Here is a 15932-nt window from a genome sequence, read left to right as displayed (position 1 = left end):
AATCAGGAAGTGCTCCATTTGTTATTCTTTTTTCTCCACCCGGTACACCGCAACCACTTTGCCATCCGTTGCTTCATCAAGGATGAATGAGCCGTTGGAATAGCGGTCAACCGTTTTTAAGTTGCTGACCGGCAACGGGGAGCGGACGCCTTTGGCGGTTTCCAAAAGGATCTCTTCCCCCCCGCCGGCTCCGATCACCCCAACAACACGGTGAGGATTGGATTTCAATTCCCGCAGCATCACCACGCCTCGTTTGGCGCGGCTGCCGGTTTCAAATTCCTGCAGTTTCATTTTCTTGGCAGCTCCGCGGTGCGTTACCACCACCAAATCCTGTTTTTCTTCCGAATCGATCATAACGGCGGATACGGCGTAATCATCGTCTTTCAGATTGACTCCTTTGACGCCGGCTGTCCGCAGCCCCGTTACCGGGATTTCTTCCACCGGGAACCGGACACCATAGGCATTGTGTGTGCCGATGAACAATTCGTTCTGTGTTGTCATCAGTCCTGCAAAAATCATCGAATCGCCTTTTTTCAGGTTCATCGTCTTGATGGCCCGTGAATAACGCTGCACATGATAATCTTTCAGCGCCGACCGTTTGACTTGTCCCAGCTTCGATACGGTCAGCACCGTTGCATCCTGGTCGAAGTCTTCCACCGGGTACACCGCCAGGATCGATTCGTTCGCATCGAGCGGTACGATGCTCGACAAATGCTGGCCCAGGTCTTTCCAGCGGATATCCGGCAGTTCATTGATCGGCTGGTAGACGAAATTGCCGCCGGTCGTAAAGATCAGGATGGTGTGCTGCGTATTCAGATTCCCTTCAAACAGCAGATAATCGCTTTCTTTCATCGCAAAGTCCTGGCCGTTGGAAGCGGCATGGGAGCGGATGCTTGTCCGTTTTACATAGCCTTCTTTGGTGACAGACACCACGACTTCCTCGCTTGGAATCATCACTTCACGGGTAATGGTAATTTCTTCGATTTTGTCTTCAATAATTGAGCGGCGCGGTTCCGCGAATTGCTTTCGGATGCCCGCCAGCTCTTTTTTGATGACTTTTTTCAATTTGGCGGGACTTGTCAAAATGCCGGTCAATTCGTCGATCAGTTTCCGCAAATCACTTTCCTCTTTTTGAAGATCAGTGATGTCGGTATTGGTCAGCCGGTACAATTGCAGGGACACAATGGCTTCTGCCTGCGCTTCCGAAAAATCAAACGACTCGCGCAAATTGTTTTTGGCGTCCCGCTTGTCTTTGGAAGCACGGATCGTCTTGATCACTTTGTCCAAAATCGACAACGCTTTGATCAGGCCTTCGACAATGTGCATCCGGTCGTTGGCTTTTTGCAGATCATACTCCGACCGTTTGGTCACAATCTCCTTCTGGTGCTCGATGTAGGCATCGAGCAAAGTCGGCAGTGTCATCATCGTCGGCCGGCGTTTGTGGATGGCCACCATATTGAAGTTGTAGCTGACCTGCAAGTCCGTGTTCTTGTACAGGTAATTCAAAATACCTGTCGCCTGGACGTCTTTTTTCAGCTCGATGACGATGCGCAAGCCGGTTCTGTCCGTTTCGTCGCGTACGTCCGCAATCCCTTCGAGTTTCCGGTCAAAGCGGTAATCATCGATTTTCTTGATCATGTTCGCTTTGTTGACTTCAAAAGGGATTTCCGTGATGACGATTTGTTCTTTGCCGCCTTTGATCGGCTCGATATCCGCCTTGGAACGGACAATGATTTTCCCTTTGCCCGTTTCATATGCCTTGCGGATGCCATCCACACCTTGGATAATGCCGCCAGTCGGGAAATCCGGCCCTTTGATGACCGTCATCAATTGCTCCACGGTGGCCTGCGGATTGTCCATGCGCATCAACACCGCATCGAGCACTTCGTGCAGGGCATGCGGCGGAATGTCAGTGGCGTAACCTGCTGATATTCCGGTGGAGCCGTTCACCAGCAGATTCGGGAACCGGGCCGGCAGCACGGTCGGCTCCATGTCGGTATCATCGAAATTCGGAATGAATTCCACCGTACGCTTCTCAATGTCCCGCAGCAGTTCCGAGGAAATCGCCGACAGCCGGGCTTCCGTATACCGCATGGCAGCCGCCGCGTCGCCGTCCATTGACCCGTTATTGCCGTGCATTTCAATCAGCATGTGACGGATTTTCCAGTCCTGGCTCAAACGGACCATCGCTTCATAGACCGAACTGTCGCCGTGGGGATGGTAATTCCCGATAACGTTCCCGACCGTTTTGGCCGATTTCCGGAACCCTTTGTCGTTGGTGTTGCCTTCTTTGTGCATGGCATATAAAATACGCCGCTGCACAGGCTTCAGGCCGTCCCGGGCATCCGGCAGCGCACGGTCCTGGATGATGTATTTACTGTAGCGTCCAAACCGATCGCCGATGACTTCCTCCAAAGGCAGATCCTGATAACGTTCGGTTTGTGTCATACGAGTTCCTCCTCAGCGTGGATCAAATCATTTTCCAAAATATTATCATCATCTTCCATGCCGAAATCGACATGGCTTTCAATCCATTTTCTCCGTGGATCGACTTTGTCGCCCATCAGCGTCGTGATGCCGCGCTCGGCACGGGCACTGTCTTCGATGGTCACGCGAATCAGTGTCCGCGTCTCCGGGTTCATCGTCGTTTCCCATAATTGGTCCGCGTTCATCTCCCCAAGACCTTTGTAGCGCTGCAGCATATAGCCTTTGCCGATCTTTTTCGTCGATGCTTCGAGATCCGCTTCGGTCCAGGCATAATCGACCACTTCTTTCTTGCCGCTGCCTTTTGACACTTTGTAGAGCGGCGGCAGTGCGATGAACACTTTGCCGGCTTCAATGAGCGGCTTCATGTAACGGTAAAAGAACGTCAGCAGCAATACCTGGATATGCGCGCCGTCCGTATCGGCATCCGTCATGATAATGACTTTGTTGTAGGCGATGTCGTCAATCGAAAACTCCGAAGCCACACCTCCGCCAATGGCATGGATGATCGTGGAGATTTCTTCGTTTTTCATGATGTCTTCCAGTTTTGCCTTTTCCGTATTGACCACTTTTCCGCGCAGCGGCAATATTGCCTGGAACGTCCGGTCGCGGCCTTGTTTGGCCGATCCGCCGGCCGAGTCCCCTTCGACCAGGTACAATTCGTTTTTCTTGGCGTTGCGGGACTGGGCGGGTGTCAGCTTGCCGGATAGCAGGGCATCCGATTTTTTCCGCTTTTTGCCGTTACGGGCATCTTCCCGCGCTTTCCGGGCTGCCAGCCGGGCCTGGGATGCACGGATCGCTTTTCGTACCAATGAAGCGCTGAGGTCGGCATTTTCTTCGAGAAAATACATCAGTTTCTGTGACACCACGGCGTCCACCACACTTCTTGCTTCGCTTGTTCCCAGTTTGCTTTTCGTCTGTCCTTCAAACTGCAGCAGCGCTTCTGGAATGCGCACGGAAATAATGGCGGCCACCCCTTCACGGATGTCCGATCCTTCGAGGTTCTTGTCTTTGTCTTTCAGTAAATTGATTTTCCGGGCATAGTCATTGAAGACGCGTGTCATGGCCGCTTTTGCGCCGGTTTCATGCGTCCCGCCGTCTCGCGTCCGCACATTGTTGACAAACGACAGAATCGTTTCGGAATAGCCGTCGTTGAACTGAAATGAAAACTCCACTTCCAGGTCGTCCTGTTGCCCCTCAATATAAGCGACAGGATGCAGCACATCCTTTTCCTCGTTTAAATAGGCCACAAAGGCTTCAATTCCGGTTTCGAAAAAGAACGTATCGTGCTGGCCGCTGCGATTGTCGACCAGCTCGATTTTCATGCCTTTTAACAGGAAAGCCGATTCCCGAAGACGTTCGCTGAGCGTTTCGTAATTGTAATTCGTTGTTGAGAAAATTGCTTCATCCGGTAAAAAGTGAATCATTGTTCCCGTTTCTTTTGTCGGTCCGACTTCTTCCAGCGTGGTAGCCGGTTTGCCGCCGTTTTCAAACCGCTGGCGATATTTCCGGCCATCCCGGTAAATCGTCACTTCCAAAAATGAAGACAGCGCATTGACCACTGAAGCGCCGACACCGTGCAAACCGCCGCTGGTCTTGTAGCCGCCCTGCCCGAACTTCCCGCCGGCATGGAGCACTGTCAGGATGACTTCCGGCGTCGGTTTGCCGCTTCGGTGCATGCCCGTCGGCATCCCGCGTCCAAAATCCCGGACACTGACGCTGTTGTCTTCATTGATCGTTACACGGATTTCTTTTCCGTAGCCCGCCAGCGCCTCGTCGACTGAGTTGTCCACAATTTCGTAGACCAAATGGTGCAGGCCTCTCGTATCGGTGGAACCGATATACATACCCGGGCGTTTTCGGACGGCATCTAAACCTTCGAGTACTTGAATCGCTTCTTCGTTGTATGCCGTGTTTTGCATTTTAGCCATTAAGTTCCCTCCATCAAACATCTGTTCGTATCTTTTACTCATCGTATCCATTTATGGACGTTCTGTCAATTCCGGGCTGCCGTGTCAATAGGCAGATATCCTGCTTGCAGTGCCCGGTCCCATCCCATAGAAAAAGAGCGCTGGGCGCCCTTTTTCATGAATTCCCTTATTTCAATATAGCATGTTCGACTTTGATGCAGCGATCCATGATCACTGTGTATCCAGCCTCGGTCAATTCAGTAAAGACGTTTTCATCCACTACATTCAATTGTGTCCAAAAAACAGGCGCGTTGATTTTTTTGAACTCCTCTGCTATTTCAGGGAGAAACTCGCTGCGTCTGAAGACGTTGACAATGTCCACGGGTTCCGGTATATCGGTCAGGGAAGCATAGCTTGTTTCCCCTAATACTTCATCTGCCATCGGATTGACCGGGATGATGCGGTAGCCGGCTTTTTGCATCGCTTCCGATACCATGTAGGAAGTGCGGTTCGGATTCGGGCTCAAGCCGATCACAGCGATTGTTTTCGCTTCGTCCAGAATGGTCTTGATTTGTTCGCGTGTTGGATTGTCCATTGAGTATCACCTGTCCTTTTTATACTATCATACACGATTTCGCGCCGGATGTTGAAAAATCCTGCATCTATTGTCTCCGGATTGTCCTTCATGGTAAACTGAAGCATACAGAGAAACTTTGTTCCATAGGGCTTTTCCTCCCTTGGCGGAGTGTTATCGGATAAATATATGCGTTTCAAAGGAGTTCATCATGGATATACTGGTTGCGGTCATTATAGCTTATTTGCTTGGTTCCATCCCGTCCGCGTTGTGGATCGGAAAAATTTTTTACAAAACGGATATCCGGACAAAAGGCAGCGGAAATCTGGGTGCCACCAATACATTCCGGACACTCGGTGCCAAAGCCGGAATCGTGGTCACGGTATTGGATATCCTGAAAGGGACGGCCGCGACGCTGCTTCCGGTCTTTATCGATACGAATATCCACCCGTTACTGCTTGGTGTCATCGCGGTCATCGGCCATATGTTTCCGGTGTTTGCCCGGTTTAAAGGAGGCAAGGCGGTCGCTACTTCAGGCGGCATCCTGCTCGGCTATCAGTGGCCGCTTTTTCTCGTCGCCGTGGCAGCTCTTCTGATCACCTTGAAAATCACCAAGATGGTTTCCCTGTCTTCCATCATTCTGGCAGTGGTGGCCATCATTTACACGACCATCTATGCGATCAATACAGGCGACTATCTGTTTTTGGCCGTCATCGTGGTATTGGCTTCTTTTATCATCTACCGCCACCGGGCCAATATTGCGCGCATCAGAGCCGGCACTGAACCCAAAATCAAATGGTGAACCGATGAAAGGACGTGCATGGAATGGAAATCAAAATCAGCGATGACGCGATCAAATGGTTTCAGCAGGAAATGGAAGTGTCTAAAGGCGACAGCATTCGTTTTTACGTCCGATATGGCGGTTCAGGCAACCTTCAGCCGGGCTTTTCGCTGGGTGTAGCCAAAGTGAGCCGGTCGAAGCTGCCGCTGAAACGACGCACGACAAGGTGCTGTATTTTATCGAGGAAAAAGATTTGTGGTATTTTGATCAGCATGACCTGTACGTCACCGTAAACGATGAGTTGCAGGAACTGGCGTACTCATACGAATAAAAAACGGTTGTCCCATAAGTTTTAAAATAAAACAAGTGGAGAAAAATAAACATTTTTCTCCACTTGTTTTTGATTTGGAATCGTTTCTGCTGTTACGCCTTCGATTGCGCAAAAATGCAGGAGCACCGTTCTTTCCAGCCGCGAGGAGGTTCAGTGCTTCATCTGCGGAAAGCGTCCGCCGGAACGGAAAACAGCGTTTTACCGACGAAAGTTTTTCAGTTGATGGGCCATGCCTTCGGCCGCCATGATGCGTTCCTGGTGTTCCCCGAACAAGTCGAAATGCGGATAGTCACCGCGCAAATCCATCCATTCGGCTTTTAATCCATATTGCTTTCCCCAGCCGGCCAGTTTGTCCAAATCCCTGCAGCCGACTTTGGTGACGGTTTTGCAGCCGGGAAACCGTTCATCCGTCCAGTAATGCGTCAAAAAAGCGATTTCGCCGTTATCGACAGCCGCTTTCCAACGCTGCAGTTCATCCCGCTTAATTCCGAACGCCATCGGTGACCTTCTTGATTTCTTCATACTTCTCATTCCACGCCGGATTGACTTTTTTCAACGGCACCGGTCGGAATGTGTCTTTTTTGACCACCACGTGTTCGGAAGTCGCTTTTGCGGCAATGGTGCCGTCTTCATGAACCACTTCATAGCCGTAGGTCGTACGCAACCGGCCGTGGTCTTCCACCCAGGTCCGGACTTTCGCTTTTTGGCCGTAGCGGAGAGCGGCTTTGTATTGAATCGACACATCCGTGACAGGGGAAATAAACCCTTGTTCTTCCATCCCGGCGTAAGTAAATCCGATATCTTCGATCAGTTTCGTTCTTCCGATTTCCAGCCAAATCAAGTAGTTGGCATGATACACCAAACCCATTTGGTCTGTTTCCGCATAGCGGATCTCAATTTCTTTTTCGCTTATGTGCATGTCCTTTTCACCTCTATTGGTAAGTATACAAAACTTCACGGGTCTTATGTAAGTATAGGCTTCCGGATTCTGATTTACGGCATCCGGTGCAGTGAATTTCAGATTAAACAGAGAAAAAGGCTGCCCGGGGGCAGCCTTTTTCGGTTTGCATCTTACGCTTCTACCATTTTTCTGCGCAGTACCATTTGAAGGATACCACCGTGGCGGTAGTAATCAACTTCAACTTCAGAATCGAAACGCACCAAAGCGTCGAATTCTGTTACTGTGCCGTCTTCAGCAGTCGCTGTCACTTTCAGAAGATCGCGTGGCTTCACGTCGTCTGTCAAGTTGACGTTGATGGTTTCGCGGCCTGTAAGACCGAGTGAATCAGCATTTTGTCCGTTTACGAACTGGAGCGGAAGAACGCCCATCATCACCAGGTTCGAACGGTGGATCCGCTCATAGCTTTCAGCGATGACTGTTTTGATGCCAAGCAGAAATGTTCCTTTGGCAGCCCAGTCGCGTGAAGAGCCCATGCCGTAATCTTTTCCTGCAAGAACGACAAGTCCTGTGCCCTGCTCCTGATATTTCATTGCTGCGTCATAGATCGGCATAATATCGCCCGTTGGCCAGTAAGTTGTGTAACCGCCAGTTGTTCCTGGGGCTACCTGGTTACGGATACGGATATTGGCGAACGTTCCGCGCATCATGACTTCGTGGTTACCACGGCGAGATCCGTAAGAGTTGAAGTTACGTGGTTCTACGCCGTTTTCACGCAAGTACTTGCCTGCTGGAGTATCTTTGCCGATGGCTCCTGCCGGTGAAATGTGGTCTGTTGTGATTGAATCCGCGAATTTCGCAACCACACGCAGATCAGAAAGCGTCTGAATGGCTTCCGGTTCTTTTGAAAGACCCTGGAAGAACGGCGGGTTTTGAATATACGTTGAATTCTCATCAAAGTTATACAGAGAATCATCGTTTGTTTCAATGGCATTCCAAGTTTCGTTTTCATCAAAGACACGTGCGTATTCTTTGCGGAACAATTCCGGAGTTACCGTGCTCTTCACAACTTCGTTAACTTCTTCCGTAGTCGGCCAGATATCGCTCAAGTAGACATTGTTGCCTTCCTGGTCCTGGCCGATCGGGTCGTTTTGAAGGTCGATATCGGTTGTTCCTGCCAAAGCGTACGCTACAACAAGCGGCGGTGAAGCCAGGTAGTTGGCTTTTACCAGCGGGTGGATACGCCCTTCAAAGTTCCGGTTACCGGAAAGTACAGAAGTCACCAATAGGTCGCTGTCCAAAATCGCATCTTCGATTTCAGGAAGCATTGGACCGGAGTTACCGATACATGTAGTACAGCCGTAACCAACCAGGTTAAAGCGGATTTGCTCAAGGTAATCAAGCAAGCCAGCTTGTTCCAGGTAGCCTGTAACAACTTTTGAACCTGGTGCCAATGACGTTTTCACGTAAGCTGGTGGCATCAAGCCTTTTTCAACGGCTTTTTTCGCTACAAGACCAGCGCCGAGCATAACGTACGGGTTTGATGTATTGGTACAGGAAGTGATGGCTGCAATGCCGATGGCTCCTGTTTTCATCTCAGCAGTTGAACCGTCTTTAAAGTTTACGGTTGCTGTTTTGTTGAATTCATCTTCACCTAGAGCAAAGCCGTGAGGGCCTTCCGGTGCAGTAACCGCCTTGTTGAACTCTTCTTTCATTTTAGACAGCGGGATCAAATCCTGTGGACGTTTCGGACCGGACAGGTTTGGTTCAACTGTTGAAAGGTCAAGTTCGATAGTATCGGTATAGACAGGATCTTTATCCGCATCAAAGAACATGTCATTTGCCTGAAGGTAAGCTTTCACTACTTCGATATGGTCGTTTTCACGGCCAGTCAGGCGAAGGTAGTCCAACGCTTCTTCGTCTACCGGGAAGAAACCGCAAGTAGCGCCGTATTCCGGTGCCATGTTGGCAATCGTGGAACGGTCAGCAAGCGGCAACGTAGTCACGCCGGGACCGTAGAATTCAACGAATTTCCCAACTACGCCTTTTTGGCGAAGCAACTGGGTGATTTTAAGTGCCAAATCTGTAGCCGTAGCACCGTTTGGCAATGCGTTGTTCAATTTAACTCCGATAACTTCCGGAATCGGGAAGAATGAAGGCTGGCCAAGCATGCCCGCTTCCGCTTCGATGCCGCCGACGCCCCATCCAAGAACACCAAGACCATTGATCATGGTGGTGTGGGAATCGGTACCGACCAGTGTATCCGGATACGATTCAAACGTGCCGTCTTCGTTTTCGACTGCGTGAACAACGTTTGCCAGGTACTCCAGGTTTACCTGGTGGACAATACCGGTTTCCGGTGGAACAGCACGGTAGTTGTCATAAGCTTTCTGAGCCCAGTTCAGGAACTGGTAGCGTTCTGCATTTCGTTCAAATTCAAGTTTGGTGTTGATTTTCAGAGATTCCGGCGTTCCGTAGCTGTCTACCTGTACCGAGTGGTCAACAACAAGGTCAACTGGAACATCCGGGTTGATTTTGTTTGGATCTCCGCCCATTTCAGCCATCGCTGAACGAAGTGCGGCCAAATCGACCACAACAGGAACACCTGTGAAATCCTGCAGGATAACGCGTGAAGGTTTAAACGGAACTTCCGCTTCCTTGTTCGCATTCTTACCCCATTTTGCCAATTCTTCTACATGCTCGTCTTTAATGACATATCCGTCATGCTGGCGCAATACGGATTCCAGTAGTACTTTGATTGAGTAAGGAAGGCGTGTTACTTTCGCGATTCCAGCTTCTTCTAAAGCAGCCAAGCGGTAATAATTGTAGGTTTTACCATTCAGCTCAAAAGAAGTTCGGCTATTGTGCAAACTGCTTTTTGCCATGATTGTGTTCCTCCTTTAAATCTTGTGAAAAGGCTTCTCAGAGTCTCTTTTCTCCTCCTCTATCATAACGAAAACATACGCATAAGTAAATTACATTAAAATTATAGAATGTGATAAGTTTTATGAATCACTTCTTTTGGTTATCATTGACTTTACTTAACGCCTTTTCCAATTGTTTCAAATGGCGTTTCTCGTGCAGGCCGATAAATGAAAACCATTGGATCAACGGCATATTCCCGAATACAATATGAGGCATCGACTTTTGTTCCAGCACTTCCTGGGGCACGCTGTCGTACAAGTGGTGCAACTTTTCCCGTGAGGCAGCTAACCGTCCCTCCATTTCCTCATAAGAGATGAATTCCTCACTTGGCACAAGGTAACTGGGGGCGTCGACTTTGACCAGCCGCACCGTGGCCAGCTTGATGGGTTTTTTGCCGGCTTTGCGGCTTTGTTCATTTTCCAGCTGCTGCGCAATTCCTGCGGCGACCGTCTGTTCCATAAGATGCAGGTGTTCCAGAATTTGAATCGGTGACCATTCCTCCGGCGACGGTTTCCGGTTCAACACCTCGTCCGGAACATGCTTGACCAGTTGCAGAAGCTGCTGGCGTATTTTTTCATTTTCTTGTTTAAACACCTTAGCCCTCCCTTTTGCCGAAATTTCTTCTTTACTGATATACCCTTTCCGGAGAAAATCCACTCTTCCACCGGAGAGGAAAACACCGAACAGGAAACGCTTGCAGCGGCTGTCCAACCTGCATCCGCTGTTCCATCAATTGATAGGGAAAGTGTGTTCTGTCAAGCGCATAATATGGTAAAATAAAAAGAAAGAACAGATGAGAGGTGACGTTTTGTGCCCTACGGCTACGAAAAATACCGCTTGAAAAATGGCATCAGCCCCAACACGGTTGTGCACGAAGTTCAATTGATCCGTTCGCTTTTTGCTTTTCTCAGACGTACTTACGATAAAAAAGTCGAGCCCCATGAAATCCGTCCAACTGATATCCAGCGTTTTCTGCAGGAGCAGCGTGATTTGGGGCTTAAAGACAGCACCTTGAACCGAAAATTGATTTATATTCGCCGCTGGTTCGATTATATGTGGCAAATTGGCCGGATCCCGGTTGATTTCATGCCCAAATTCAAATTTTCCGAGAAACTGGATCTGTCGGTTCCGGATATCGAGATGGACTACGAGGAACTGCTGGCCAAAAAAGACGCTGTTCTTGAAGCTGACCAATTGGCGTTGAACGCCAAAATTTTGTATTTGCTGTATTTGAGAGGATTGCGGCTACGGGATATGGCTACGCTTGATATCCATAATTTCGAAGACAAAGGGGACGCACTTTTGCTGACCGTCGAAAAAAAAGACGGCTTTGTCTGTATCTTGGAATTCACCGGCAAGGAAATCCCCGTTATGCAGGAAGCGATTGAGCGGGCTGTGTTCCGTGGCACATCGTTTTTGTTGTCTTCCAAAGTGAAGGACGAGTATACATCGTTTCAAATGGGATCTTTGTCGGATTACACCGAAGCTTTGTCTGCTTTTTTGGGCATGCCGGTCCGTTCGGGAGATATCCGGTTTGCCTACGTCCATTACCTTTATGCAGTTCAACACAAAAACCTGGAGGAAATCCAGCAGATCCTCGGTGTTTCAATCGATTCAGCCTCACGCATGCTGAAAGATTCACTGACACGCATCAAAACAAAAAAGTAACCCAAGGAAAAGCCTGCAACTCATTGAAGAGTCGCAGGCTTTTCCTTGGGCTCCTACATCAGGATTCCGTTAAAAGCCATCATGAAAATGACCAGCGTATGAAACACCACGAACCATTTTCCCTGCTTGTTATAGCGCTCTACATTTTCATATTGCATGACTTTCACCCCTCTTTTATCTTTTATCAAATTATATAGAATATTCAGTTTACATTCAAGTAAAAACTATTATTTTTTTCACAGCAGAAACAAACAGTTTCGATTTTTGCTACTATAGAGAAAAGGAGGGGTTCATTTTGTCAAAAGCTTTGCTGGTAGTGGATTACACGGTTGATTTTGTAGCGGATGAAGGTGCCTTGACCTGCGGCGAACCGGGACAGGCAATTGAAGAGGAAATTTGCCGGCTGACTGAGGAATTCATCGATGCAGGTGATTTTGTTGTCATGCCCGTTGATCTCCATGAACGGAACAATCCCCATCATCCCGAGTCGGAGCTGTTTCCTCCCCATAATATACGCGGCACTTTGGGGCGGGAATTATATGGCCGGTTGTCTGAAGTTTACAGGCAAAACCAGGACCGGATCGTCTGGATGGACAAAACACGGTACAGCGCATTTGCAGGAACGAATCTGGAGCTGCTGCTGAGGGAAAGAGGCATTGAAGAAATTCATATCGCCGGAGTCTGCACCGATATCTGTGTGCTTCATACCGCTGTAGACGCTTATAACAAAGGCTTTCAGATTGTGGTCCATGAAAAGGCAGTGGCAAGTTTCGATGCGGCCGGCCATAAATGGGCTTTGCGTCATTTCACGTACACGTTAGGAGCGGAAGTTCGATAGAAAAATCCCATTGATGTTTCAAGTCATGTGAATAAGGATATAGAGAGAGTGTAGAACTTATTCATTACTGATAAAGGAGTTGGAAACAATGGGATTCATTCTTTACTTGATCATGGGAGGTATTATCGGATGGCTCGCTGGTCTGATTCTAGGAAAAGACATTCCAGGCGGCATCATCGGTAACATCATCGCAGGGATCATCGGAGCTTGGCTCGGCAGTCTGATTTTAGGTGATTGGGGACCGGAAATCTGGGGCGTCTTCATTATCCCGGCATTGATCGGTGCATTGGTTCTGGTATTTGTCCTCAGCCTTATTCTCGGATCGATGGGCAGAAAAAGAAGAGCTTCATAAAGAGAGCTGCAGTCAGTGTGGGGTATTTTCATTCTCCACTGAAAGCGGGATAAAGACAAAAAGAGCGGACACCGAGTCCGCTCTTTTTTACTGTTCCTGAAATTTTTCTTCGTATAGATGATAGTAATGCAGAATGTCCTCTACGTAAACTTCACTGTGATTGTATTGAAAGATCGCCCGCTCCAGATCGCCTTCTGCAGCTCCGTTCTTGGCCAAATAATTGGCCGTGCTGTACAAAGCATCCATCAGGTCATATGGATCTGCCACACCATCGTTGTTGCCATCCACTCCATATCCTCCGTATTTGGCGATTACCGCCGGATCGGTTTTCTCTTGTTCCGGAATATCTCCCTGTCCCAATCCGGAACAAGTCGGATGCGACCAGCCGACAAACGTGCAGGGCATGAATTGCATATGGCCTTCCGCTCCCACAGGAGACAACAATGGATCCATTTTGGAAAACCTCGTCTCCACACGGTGATGTGCTGCAAGCAGTGTCCATGGAACCCCGTATTCCGCACCTGCTTCTTTATAGTAGGGTATGTTTTCTTCCGGGATTTTTACTTCGAATAGCTGTTTGGGGGTTTCTTTTATCGTATTGACTACAGAATCTGAATTTGTTATTGAAAAAAGAACGATGGCCAGTATACTCAGAACGATGGCTGCGGGAAACAAAACAACCAGACAGCCCAAGGCTACACGGTATTTCTTTTTCAAGCGCTTCTTTTTTTTCATATTTTCACCTATGTGTCTTTTTTAACAGCATATCACATTTAGTCTTTGAAAATGCCTGTAACTATGTATTTATCTCGTCGCTGCCTGTAAACTGGATGAGTAGGAGGTGAATTCCATGTGGCAGGACTTTAAAAAATTCGCTTTAAAAGGAAATGTGCTGGATTTGGCAATAGCAGTTGTCATCGGCACAGCATTTGGCCAAATCGTCACGTCGCTGGTCGAAGATCTGATCATGCCGGCTGTCGGTATTTTGCTGGGTGGCTATAGTGTCGAGGACTTATCCTATCCGATTGGCAGCGCAGAATTGCGATACGGCGCTTTTTTGCAATCCGTTCTTGATTTTTTCATTATCGCTTTTTCAATATTCATGGCGATTCGCCTGTTTTCGAAGTTGAAACGCAAAGATGATGCACCTGCGGAAGAGGAAGCTCCGGTGCTGGACAAAAAAGAAGAGTTGCTCGTTGAAATACGCGATTTATTGAGCAAAGAAAAAACCGGTCAATGACCGGTTTTTTCTCATGGATTTTCCAGTAACTTTTCAAGATCTGCCTGTATGTCGTCAACCGGCACATTTTCAAATCCGTCGTAATTGTTGACGACGACGCCCTGCTGGTCCACCAGGTAAAAACTGGTGCCGTGAATCACTTGATTGCTATTGGGATCGTCTTTGACGAAGGAATTGAAGTTATCTCTTGCAAATTCAGCAATTTCAGGCTGTGTGTAGCCGGTCAGCAAATGCCACCGGGATTCGTCCGGAATTGGAAAGTTCGCCAGGTATTCCTGCATTTTTTCAGGGGTGTCATGGACCGGATCCACGCTGAATGCGACAATCCGATAGTCCTCAAGGCCTTCAGCTTTTAACTGTTCCTGTACTTCCGTCATATTAAAGGTCATCGGCGGACACACGGTTTCGCAGTTTGTAAAAACAAAAGTTGCCAGCCACGGCGTTCCTGCCAGCTGGTCTTTGGATACGGTTTCTCCTCTATGGTCAGTAAACGAAAAATCATCGATTTCTTGATTGCCGCACGCTGAAAGAATCAGCGCCAGGACGACAATAACCAGTAACAGCAAGCGCTTCATACTGTCGCCTCCATTTCACTATGATTCCATCTTAGCGAACACAGCTGATGAACACAACATAACTTCCGCGCTCTTTGTCACAAATCTGTGAAACCCTTTTATACTTTTAATGTGATTAAGGCATCGTGAATGGCTACGAGTTTCGTTTCCACACGATGCATCAGATAAAACGATACAAAGATTGGGAATCCGAGTTCCTGTATCCACCTCATCCATTCTTCCATTCTGCACACCTCGTTTTCACTGTTCTATTTTAAAAAAGACTCTCCTGATTCAGGAGAGTCGATCTTGTCTTTATACTTCGTATTCCGTTACATTGCGGTCAATCACGCGAGCACCTTTCACCGAGGCGAACGCCGCCCCTTCCACTTCGAAAATATTCTGTGTGATGATTGTTTCCATTCCTTCCTGCAGCTCTTGTGCTGTCAGGTCTTCTTTTGGATCATCTACGGACAATGTCACGCTCTTGCCTGCTGCGGTTTCAAAAATCAATTCCAATGTTTTCGCCAATTCTTATTTCCCCCTTTTAAACTGCGTAAATGCTTTCTGCTGATTGTTTTTCCAGAAACATCAGCGGTTTTGTGCCCAGATTGGTCAATACGGTGGCCACTTCGAAAATTTCTGTAGCTCCTGCTGTTTCTGTTACGTGATGATACGACTTGACTTTCTTCAGTAATTTGCCATCTTCCCCCATGCCGTTTTCAAACGTGCACCGGATTGAGGCGTTCTTGAAATCGCTTGCTGCCATGCTTACCACCTCCTTTCATCCGCTATATAGACAGCAAATCCAAAAGAAGATACTTTTAAGATGAATTTTTTCGAAAATGCTTCTATAATGGAGAAAGAAATAAAGAGAGCTTCTACAAATGGAGTTTTACTGCCTGTTAACGCGGGATACAATGAGGTGAAGAAAGTGGAATTAGGTGGCTGGTTTTTATGGTTTATCCTATTCTGGGTAGTGGTTCTGGTCGGTCTTTTTGCGATAGGTGGATACTTCATGTTTCGCAAGTTCCTGAAGTCGATGCCCAAACAGGACGGATTGTCCGACCTGAATTGGGAAGAATATTACGTGGACAAAACGATTCATCTTTGGGGAGATGAAGAAAAAGCACTACTCGCGGAACTGGTGCAGCCGGTGCCGGACCTTTTTCGGCCTGTGGCCAAACAAAAGATTGCCGGGAAAATCGGTCAGATCCTGTTGGCTGAAAACGCGAAAAAAATACAATTACAGCACATTATCCGTGGGTATATTCAAGCGACTCCAAAACGTGATCATAAATTTCTTCGCAAAAAGTTGGACGAAATGCAAATCGATGTCCGTCCATATGAACAATACTTTGAACAGTAAAAGCGCCG

At 48.1% G+C, this 15932-nt stretch carries 19 protein-coding genes; 7 read left to right on the top strand and 12 right to left on the bottom strand.

What is annotated here, in order from left to right:
- Positions 1-21: 21 nt before the first annotated feature.
- The 3 genes from parC to EEX84_RS01915 form a co-directional block, all read right to left on the bottom strand.
- The gene (parC, locus tag EEX84_RS01925; protein WP_123163879.1) at positions 22-2448 is read right to left on the bottom strand and encodes a DNA topoisomerase IV subunit A; all 2427 of its coding nucleotides are present in this window, start codon (positions 2446-2448) and stop codon (positions 22-24) included.
- Positions 2445-4415, bottom strand: a complete 1971-nt coding sequence (gene parE, locus EEX84_RS01920) for a DNA topoisomerase IV subunit B (RefSeq protein ID WP_123163878.1) — start codon at positions 4413-4415, stop codon at positions 2445-2447. The genes parC and parE overlap by 4 nt, the downstream gene beginning before the upstream one ends.
- 166 nt (positions 4416-4581) lie before the next feature.
- Positions 4582-4989: a CoA-binding protein gene (locus tag EEX84_RS01915; protein ID WP_123163877.1), complete on the bottom strand. Its 408-nt coding sequence runs from the start codon at positions 4987-4989 to the stop codon at positions 4582-4584.
- 190 nt (positions 4990-5179) lie between these two features.
- Between EEX84_RS01915 and plsY the strand changes: the two genes are divergently transcribed.
- Positions 5180-5770, top strand: a complete 591-nt coding sequence (plsY, locus tag EEX84_RS01910; protein ID WP_123163876.1) for a glycerol-3-phosphate 1-O-acyltransferase PlsY — start codon at positions 5180-5182, stop codon at positions 5768-5770.
- A gap of 23 nt (positions 5771-5793) precedes the next feature.
- Positions 5794-6042: a HesB/YadR/YfhF family protein gene (locus EEX84_RS01905; RefSeq protein WP_420812543.1), complete on the top strand. Its 249-nt coding sequence runs from the start codon at positions 5794-5796 to the stop codon at positions 6040-6042.
- A 236-nt stretch (positions 6043-6278) separates the two neighbouring features.
- Here EEX84_RS01905 and EEX84_RS01900 read toward each other — a convergent pair whose 3' ends face one another.
- The 4 genes from EEX84_RS01900 to EEX84_RS01885 form a co-directional block, all read right to left on the bottom strand.
- A complete protein-coding gene (locus EEX84_RS01900; protein ID WP_123163875.1) occupies positions 6279-6578 on the bottom strand; it encodes a hypothetical protein in 300 nt (99 codons plus the stop codon).
- On the bottom strand, positions 6562-6999 hold the full coding sequence (locus EEX84_RS01895) for an acyl-CoA thioesterase (protein WP_123163874.1): 438 nt from the start codon (positions 6997-6999) through the stop codon (positions 6562-6564). The genes EEX84_RS01900 and EEX84_RS01895 overlap by 17 nt, the downstream gene beginning before the upstream one ends.
- A 152-nt stretch (positions 7000-7151) precedes the next feature.
- The gene (gene acnA, locus EEX84_RS01890; protein WP_123163873.1) at positions 7152-9863 is read right to left on the bottom strand and encodes an aconitate hydratase AcnA; all 2712 of its coding nucleotides are present in this window, start codon (positions 9861-9863) and stop codon (positions 7152-7154) included.
- A gap of 127 nt (positions 9864-9990) precedes the next feature.
- Complete coding sequence (locus EEX84_RS01885; RefSeq protein ID WP_123163872.1) at positions 9991-10497, bottom strand: DinB family protein; 507 nt, start codon at positions 10495-10497, stop codon at positions 9991-9993.
- A 216-nt stretch (positions 10498-10713) separates the two neighbouring features.
- Between EEX84_RS01885 and EEX84_RS01880 the strand changes: the two genes are divergently transcribed.
- From EEX84_RS01880 to EEX84_RS01870, 3 genes are all read left to right on the top strand, one after another.
- Entirely contained in the window at positions 10714-11571 is an 858-nt protein-coding gene (locus EEX84_RS01880) for a site-specific integrase (protein WP_123163871.1), read from the top strand.
- Positions 11572-11866: 295 nt separating this feature from the next.
- Positions 11867-12409 (top strand): cysteine hydrolase family protein, encoded by a 543-nt coding sequence (locus EEX84_RS01875; RefSeq protein WP_123163870.1) that lies wholly within the window; start codon positions 11867-11869, stop codon positions 12407-12409.
- Positions 12410-12497: 88 nt separating this feature from the next.
- Positions 12498-12761, top strand: coding sequence for a GlsB/YeaQ/YmgE family stress response membrane protein (locus tag EEX84_RS01870; protein ID WP_123163869.1), 264 nt, complete (start codon positions 12498-12500; stop codon positions 12759-12761).
- Positions 12762-12848: 87 nt separating this feature from the next.
- Here EEX84_RS01870 and EEX84_RS01865 read toward each other — a convergent pair whose 3' ends face one another.
- Positions 12849-13496, bottom strand: coding sequence for a lytic transglycosylase domain-containing protein (locus EEX84_RS01865; protein ID WP_123163868.1), 648 nt, complete (start codon positions 13494-13496; stop codon positions 12849-12851).
- 115 nt (positions 13497-13611) lie between these two features.
- Between EEX84_RS01865 and mscL the strand changes: the two genes are divergently transcribed.
- Positions 13612-14001 carry a large conductance mechanosensitive channel protein MscL gene (mscL, locus tag EEX84_RS01860; protein WP_123163867.1) on the top strand — a complete coding sequence of 130 codons (390 nt, stop codon included), beginning with the start codon at positions 13612-13614 and terminating at the stop codon, positions 13999-14001.
- Between the two features lie 11 nt (positions 14002-14012).
- Here the strand turns inward: mscL and EEX84_RS01855 are convergent, their stop codons facing one another.
- From EEX84_RS01855 to EEX84_RS01840, 4 genes are all read right to left on the bottom strand, one after another.
- Positions 14013-14576 carry an SCO family protein gene (locus EEX84_RS01855; protein ID WP_123163866.1) on the bottom strand — a complete coding sequence of 188 codons (564 nt, stop codon included), beginning with the start codon at positions 14574-14576 and terminating at the stop codon, positions 14013-14015.
- Positions 14577-14674: 98 nt separating this feature from the next.
- Positions 14675-14800 (bottom strand): YvrJ family protein, encoded by a 126-nt coding sequence (locus EEX84_RS01850; RefSeq protein WP_123163865.1) that lies wholly within the window; start codon positions 14798-14800, stop codon positions 14675-14677.
- 70 nt (positions 14801-14870) lie between these two features.
- Positions 14871-15086, bottom strand: coding sequence for a DUF2922 domain-containing protein (locus EEX84_RS01845; RefSeq protein WP_123163864.1), 216 nt, complete (start codon positions 15084-15086; stop codon positions 14871-14873).
- Between the two features lie 16 nt (positions 15087-15102).
- A complete protein-coding gene (locus tag EEX84_RS01840) occupies positions 15103-15324 on the bottom strand; it encodes a DUF1659 domain-containing protein (RefSeq protein WP_123163863.1) in 222 nt (73 codons plus the stop codon).
- 165 nt (positions 15325-15489) lie between these two features.
- Here EEX84_RS01840 and EEX84_RS01835 point away from each other — a divergent pair, with 165 nt between their 5' ends.
- Complete coding sequence (locus EEX84_RS01835) at positions 15490-15924, top strand: DUF2621 domain-containing protein (RefSeq protein WP_123164039.1); 435 nt, start codon at positions 15490-15492, stop codon at positions 15922-15924.
- The last annotated feature ends 8 nt before the right edge of the window (positions 15925-15932 follow it).

The organism is Planococcus salinus (genome assembly GCF_003719725.1).
Lineage (GTDB): Bacteria > Bacillota > Bacilli > Bacillales_A > Planococcaceae > Planococcus > Planococcus salinus.
This window is presented reverse-complemented; position numbering and strand designations above follow the sequence as displayed.

Excerpts from the sequence above, each read along its gene's own strand:
- parC (WP_123163879.1), bottom strand. The coding sequence starts at position 2,448 with ATGACACAAACCGAACGTTATCAGGATCTGCCTTTGGAGGAAGTCATC.
- parE (WP_123163878.1), bottom strand. The coding sequence starts at position 4,415 with ATGGCTAAAATGCAAAACACGGCATACAACGAAGAAGCGATTCAAGTA.
- EEX84_RS01915 (WP_123163877.1), bottom strand. The coding sequence starts at position 4,989 with ATGGACAATCCAACACGCGAACAAATCAAGACCATTCTGGACGAAGCG.
- plsY (WP_123163876.1), top strand. The coding sequence starts at position 5,180 with ATGGATATACTGGTTGCGGTCATTATAGCTTATTTGCTTGGTTCCATC.
- EEX84_RS01905 (WP_420812543.1), top strand. The coding sequence starts at position 5,794 with ATGGAAATCAAAATCAGCGATGACGCGATCAAATGGTTTCAGCAGGAA.
- EEX84_RS01900 (WP_123163875.1), bottom strand. The coding sequence starts at position 6,578 with ATGGCGTTCGGAATTAAGCGGGATGAACTGCAGCGTTGGAAAGCGGCT.
- EEX84_RS01895 (WP_123163874.1), bottom strand. The coding sequence starts at position 6,999 with ATGCACATAAGCGAAAAAGAAATTGAGATCCGCTATGCGGAAACAGAC.
- acnA (WP_123163873.1), bottom strand. The coding sequence starts at position 9,863 with ATGGCAAAAAGCAGTTTGCACAATAGCCGAACTTCTTTTGAGCTGAAT.
- EEX84_RS01870 (WP_123163869.1), top strand. The coding sequence starts at position 12,498 with ATGGGATTCATTCTTTACTTGATCATGGGAGGTATTATCGGATGGCTC.
- EEX84_RS01865 (WP_123163868.1), bottom strand. The coding sequence starts at position 13,496 with ATGAAAAAAAAGAAGCGCTTGAAAAAGAAATACCGTGTAGCCTTGGGC.
- mscL (WP_123163867.1), top strand. The coding sequence starts at position 13,612 with ATGTGGCAGGACTTTAAAAAATTCGCTTTAAAAGGAAATGTGCTGGAT.
- EEX84_RS01855 (WP_123163866.1), bottom strand. The coding sequence starts at position 14,576 with ATGAAGCGCTTGCTGTTACTGGTTATTGTCGTCCTGGCGCTGATTCTT.
- EEX84_RS01850 (WP_123163865.1), bottom strand. The coding sequence starts at position 14,800 with ATGGAAGAATGGATGAGGTGGATACAGGAACTCGGATTCCCAATCTTT.
- EEX84_RS01840 (WP_123163863.1), bottom strand. The coding sequence starts at position 15,324 with ATGGCAGCAAGCGATTTCAAGAACGCCTCAATCCGGTGCACGTTTGAA.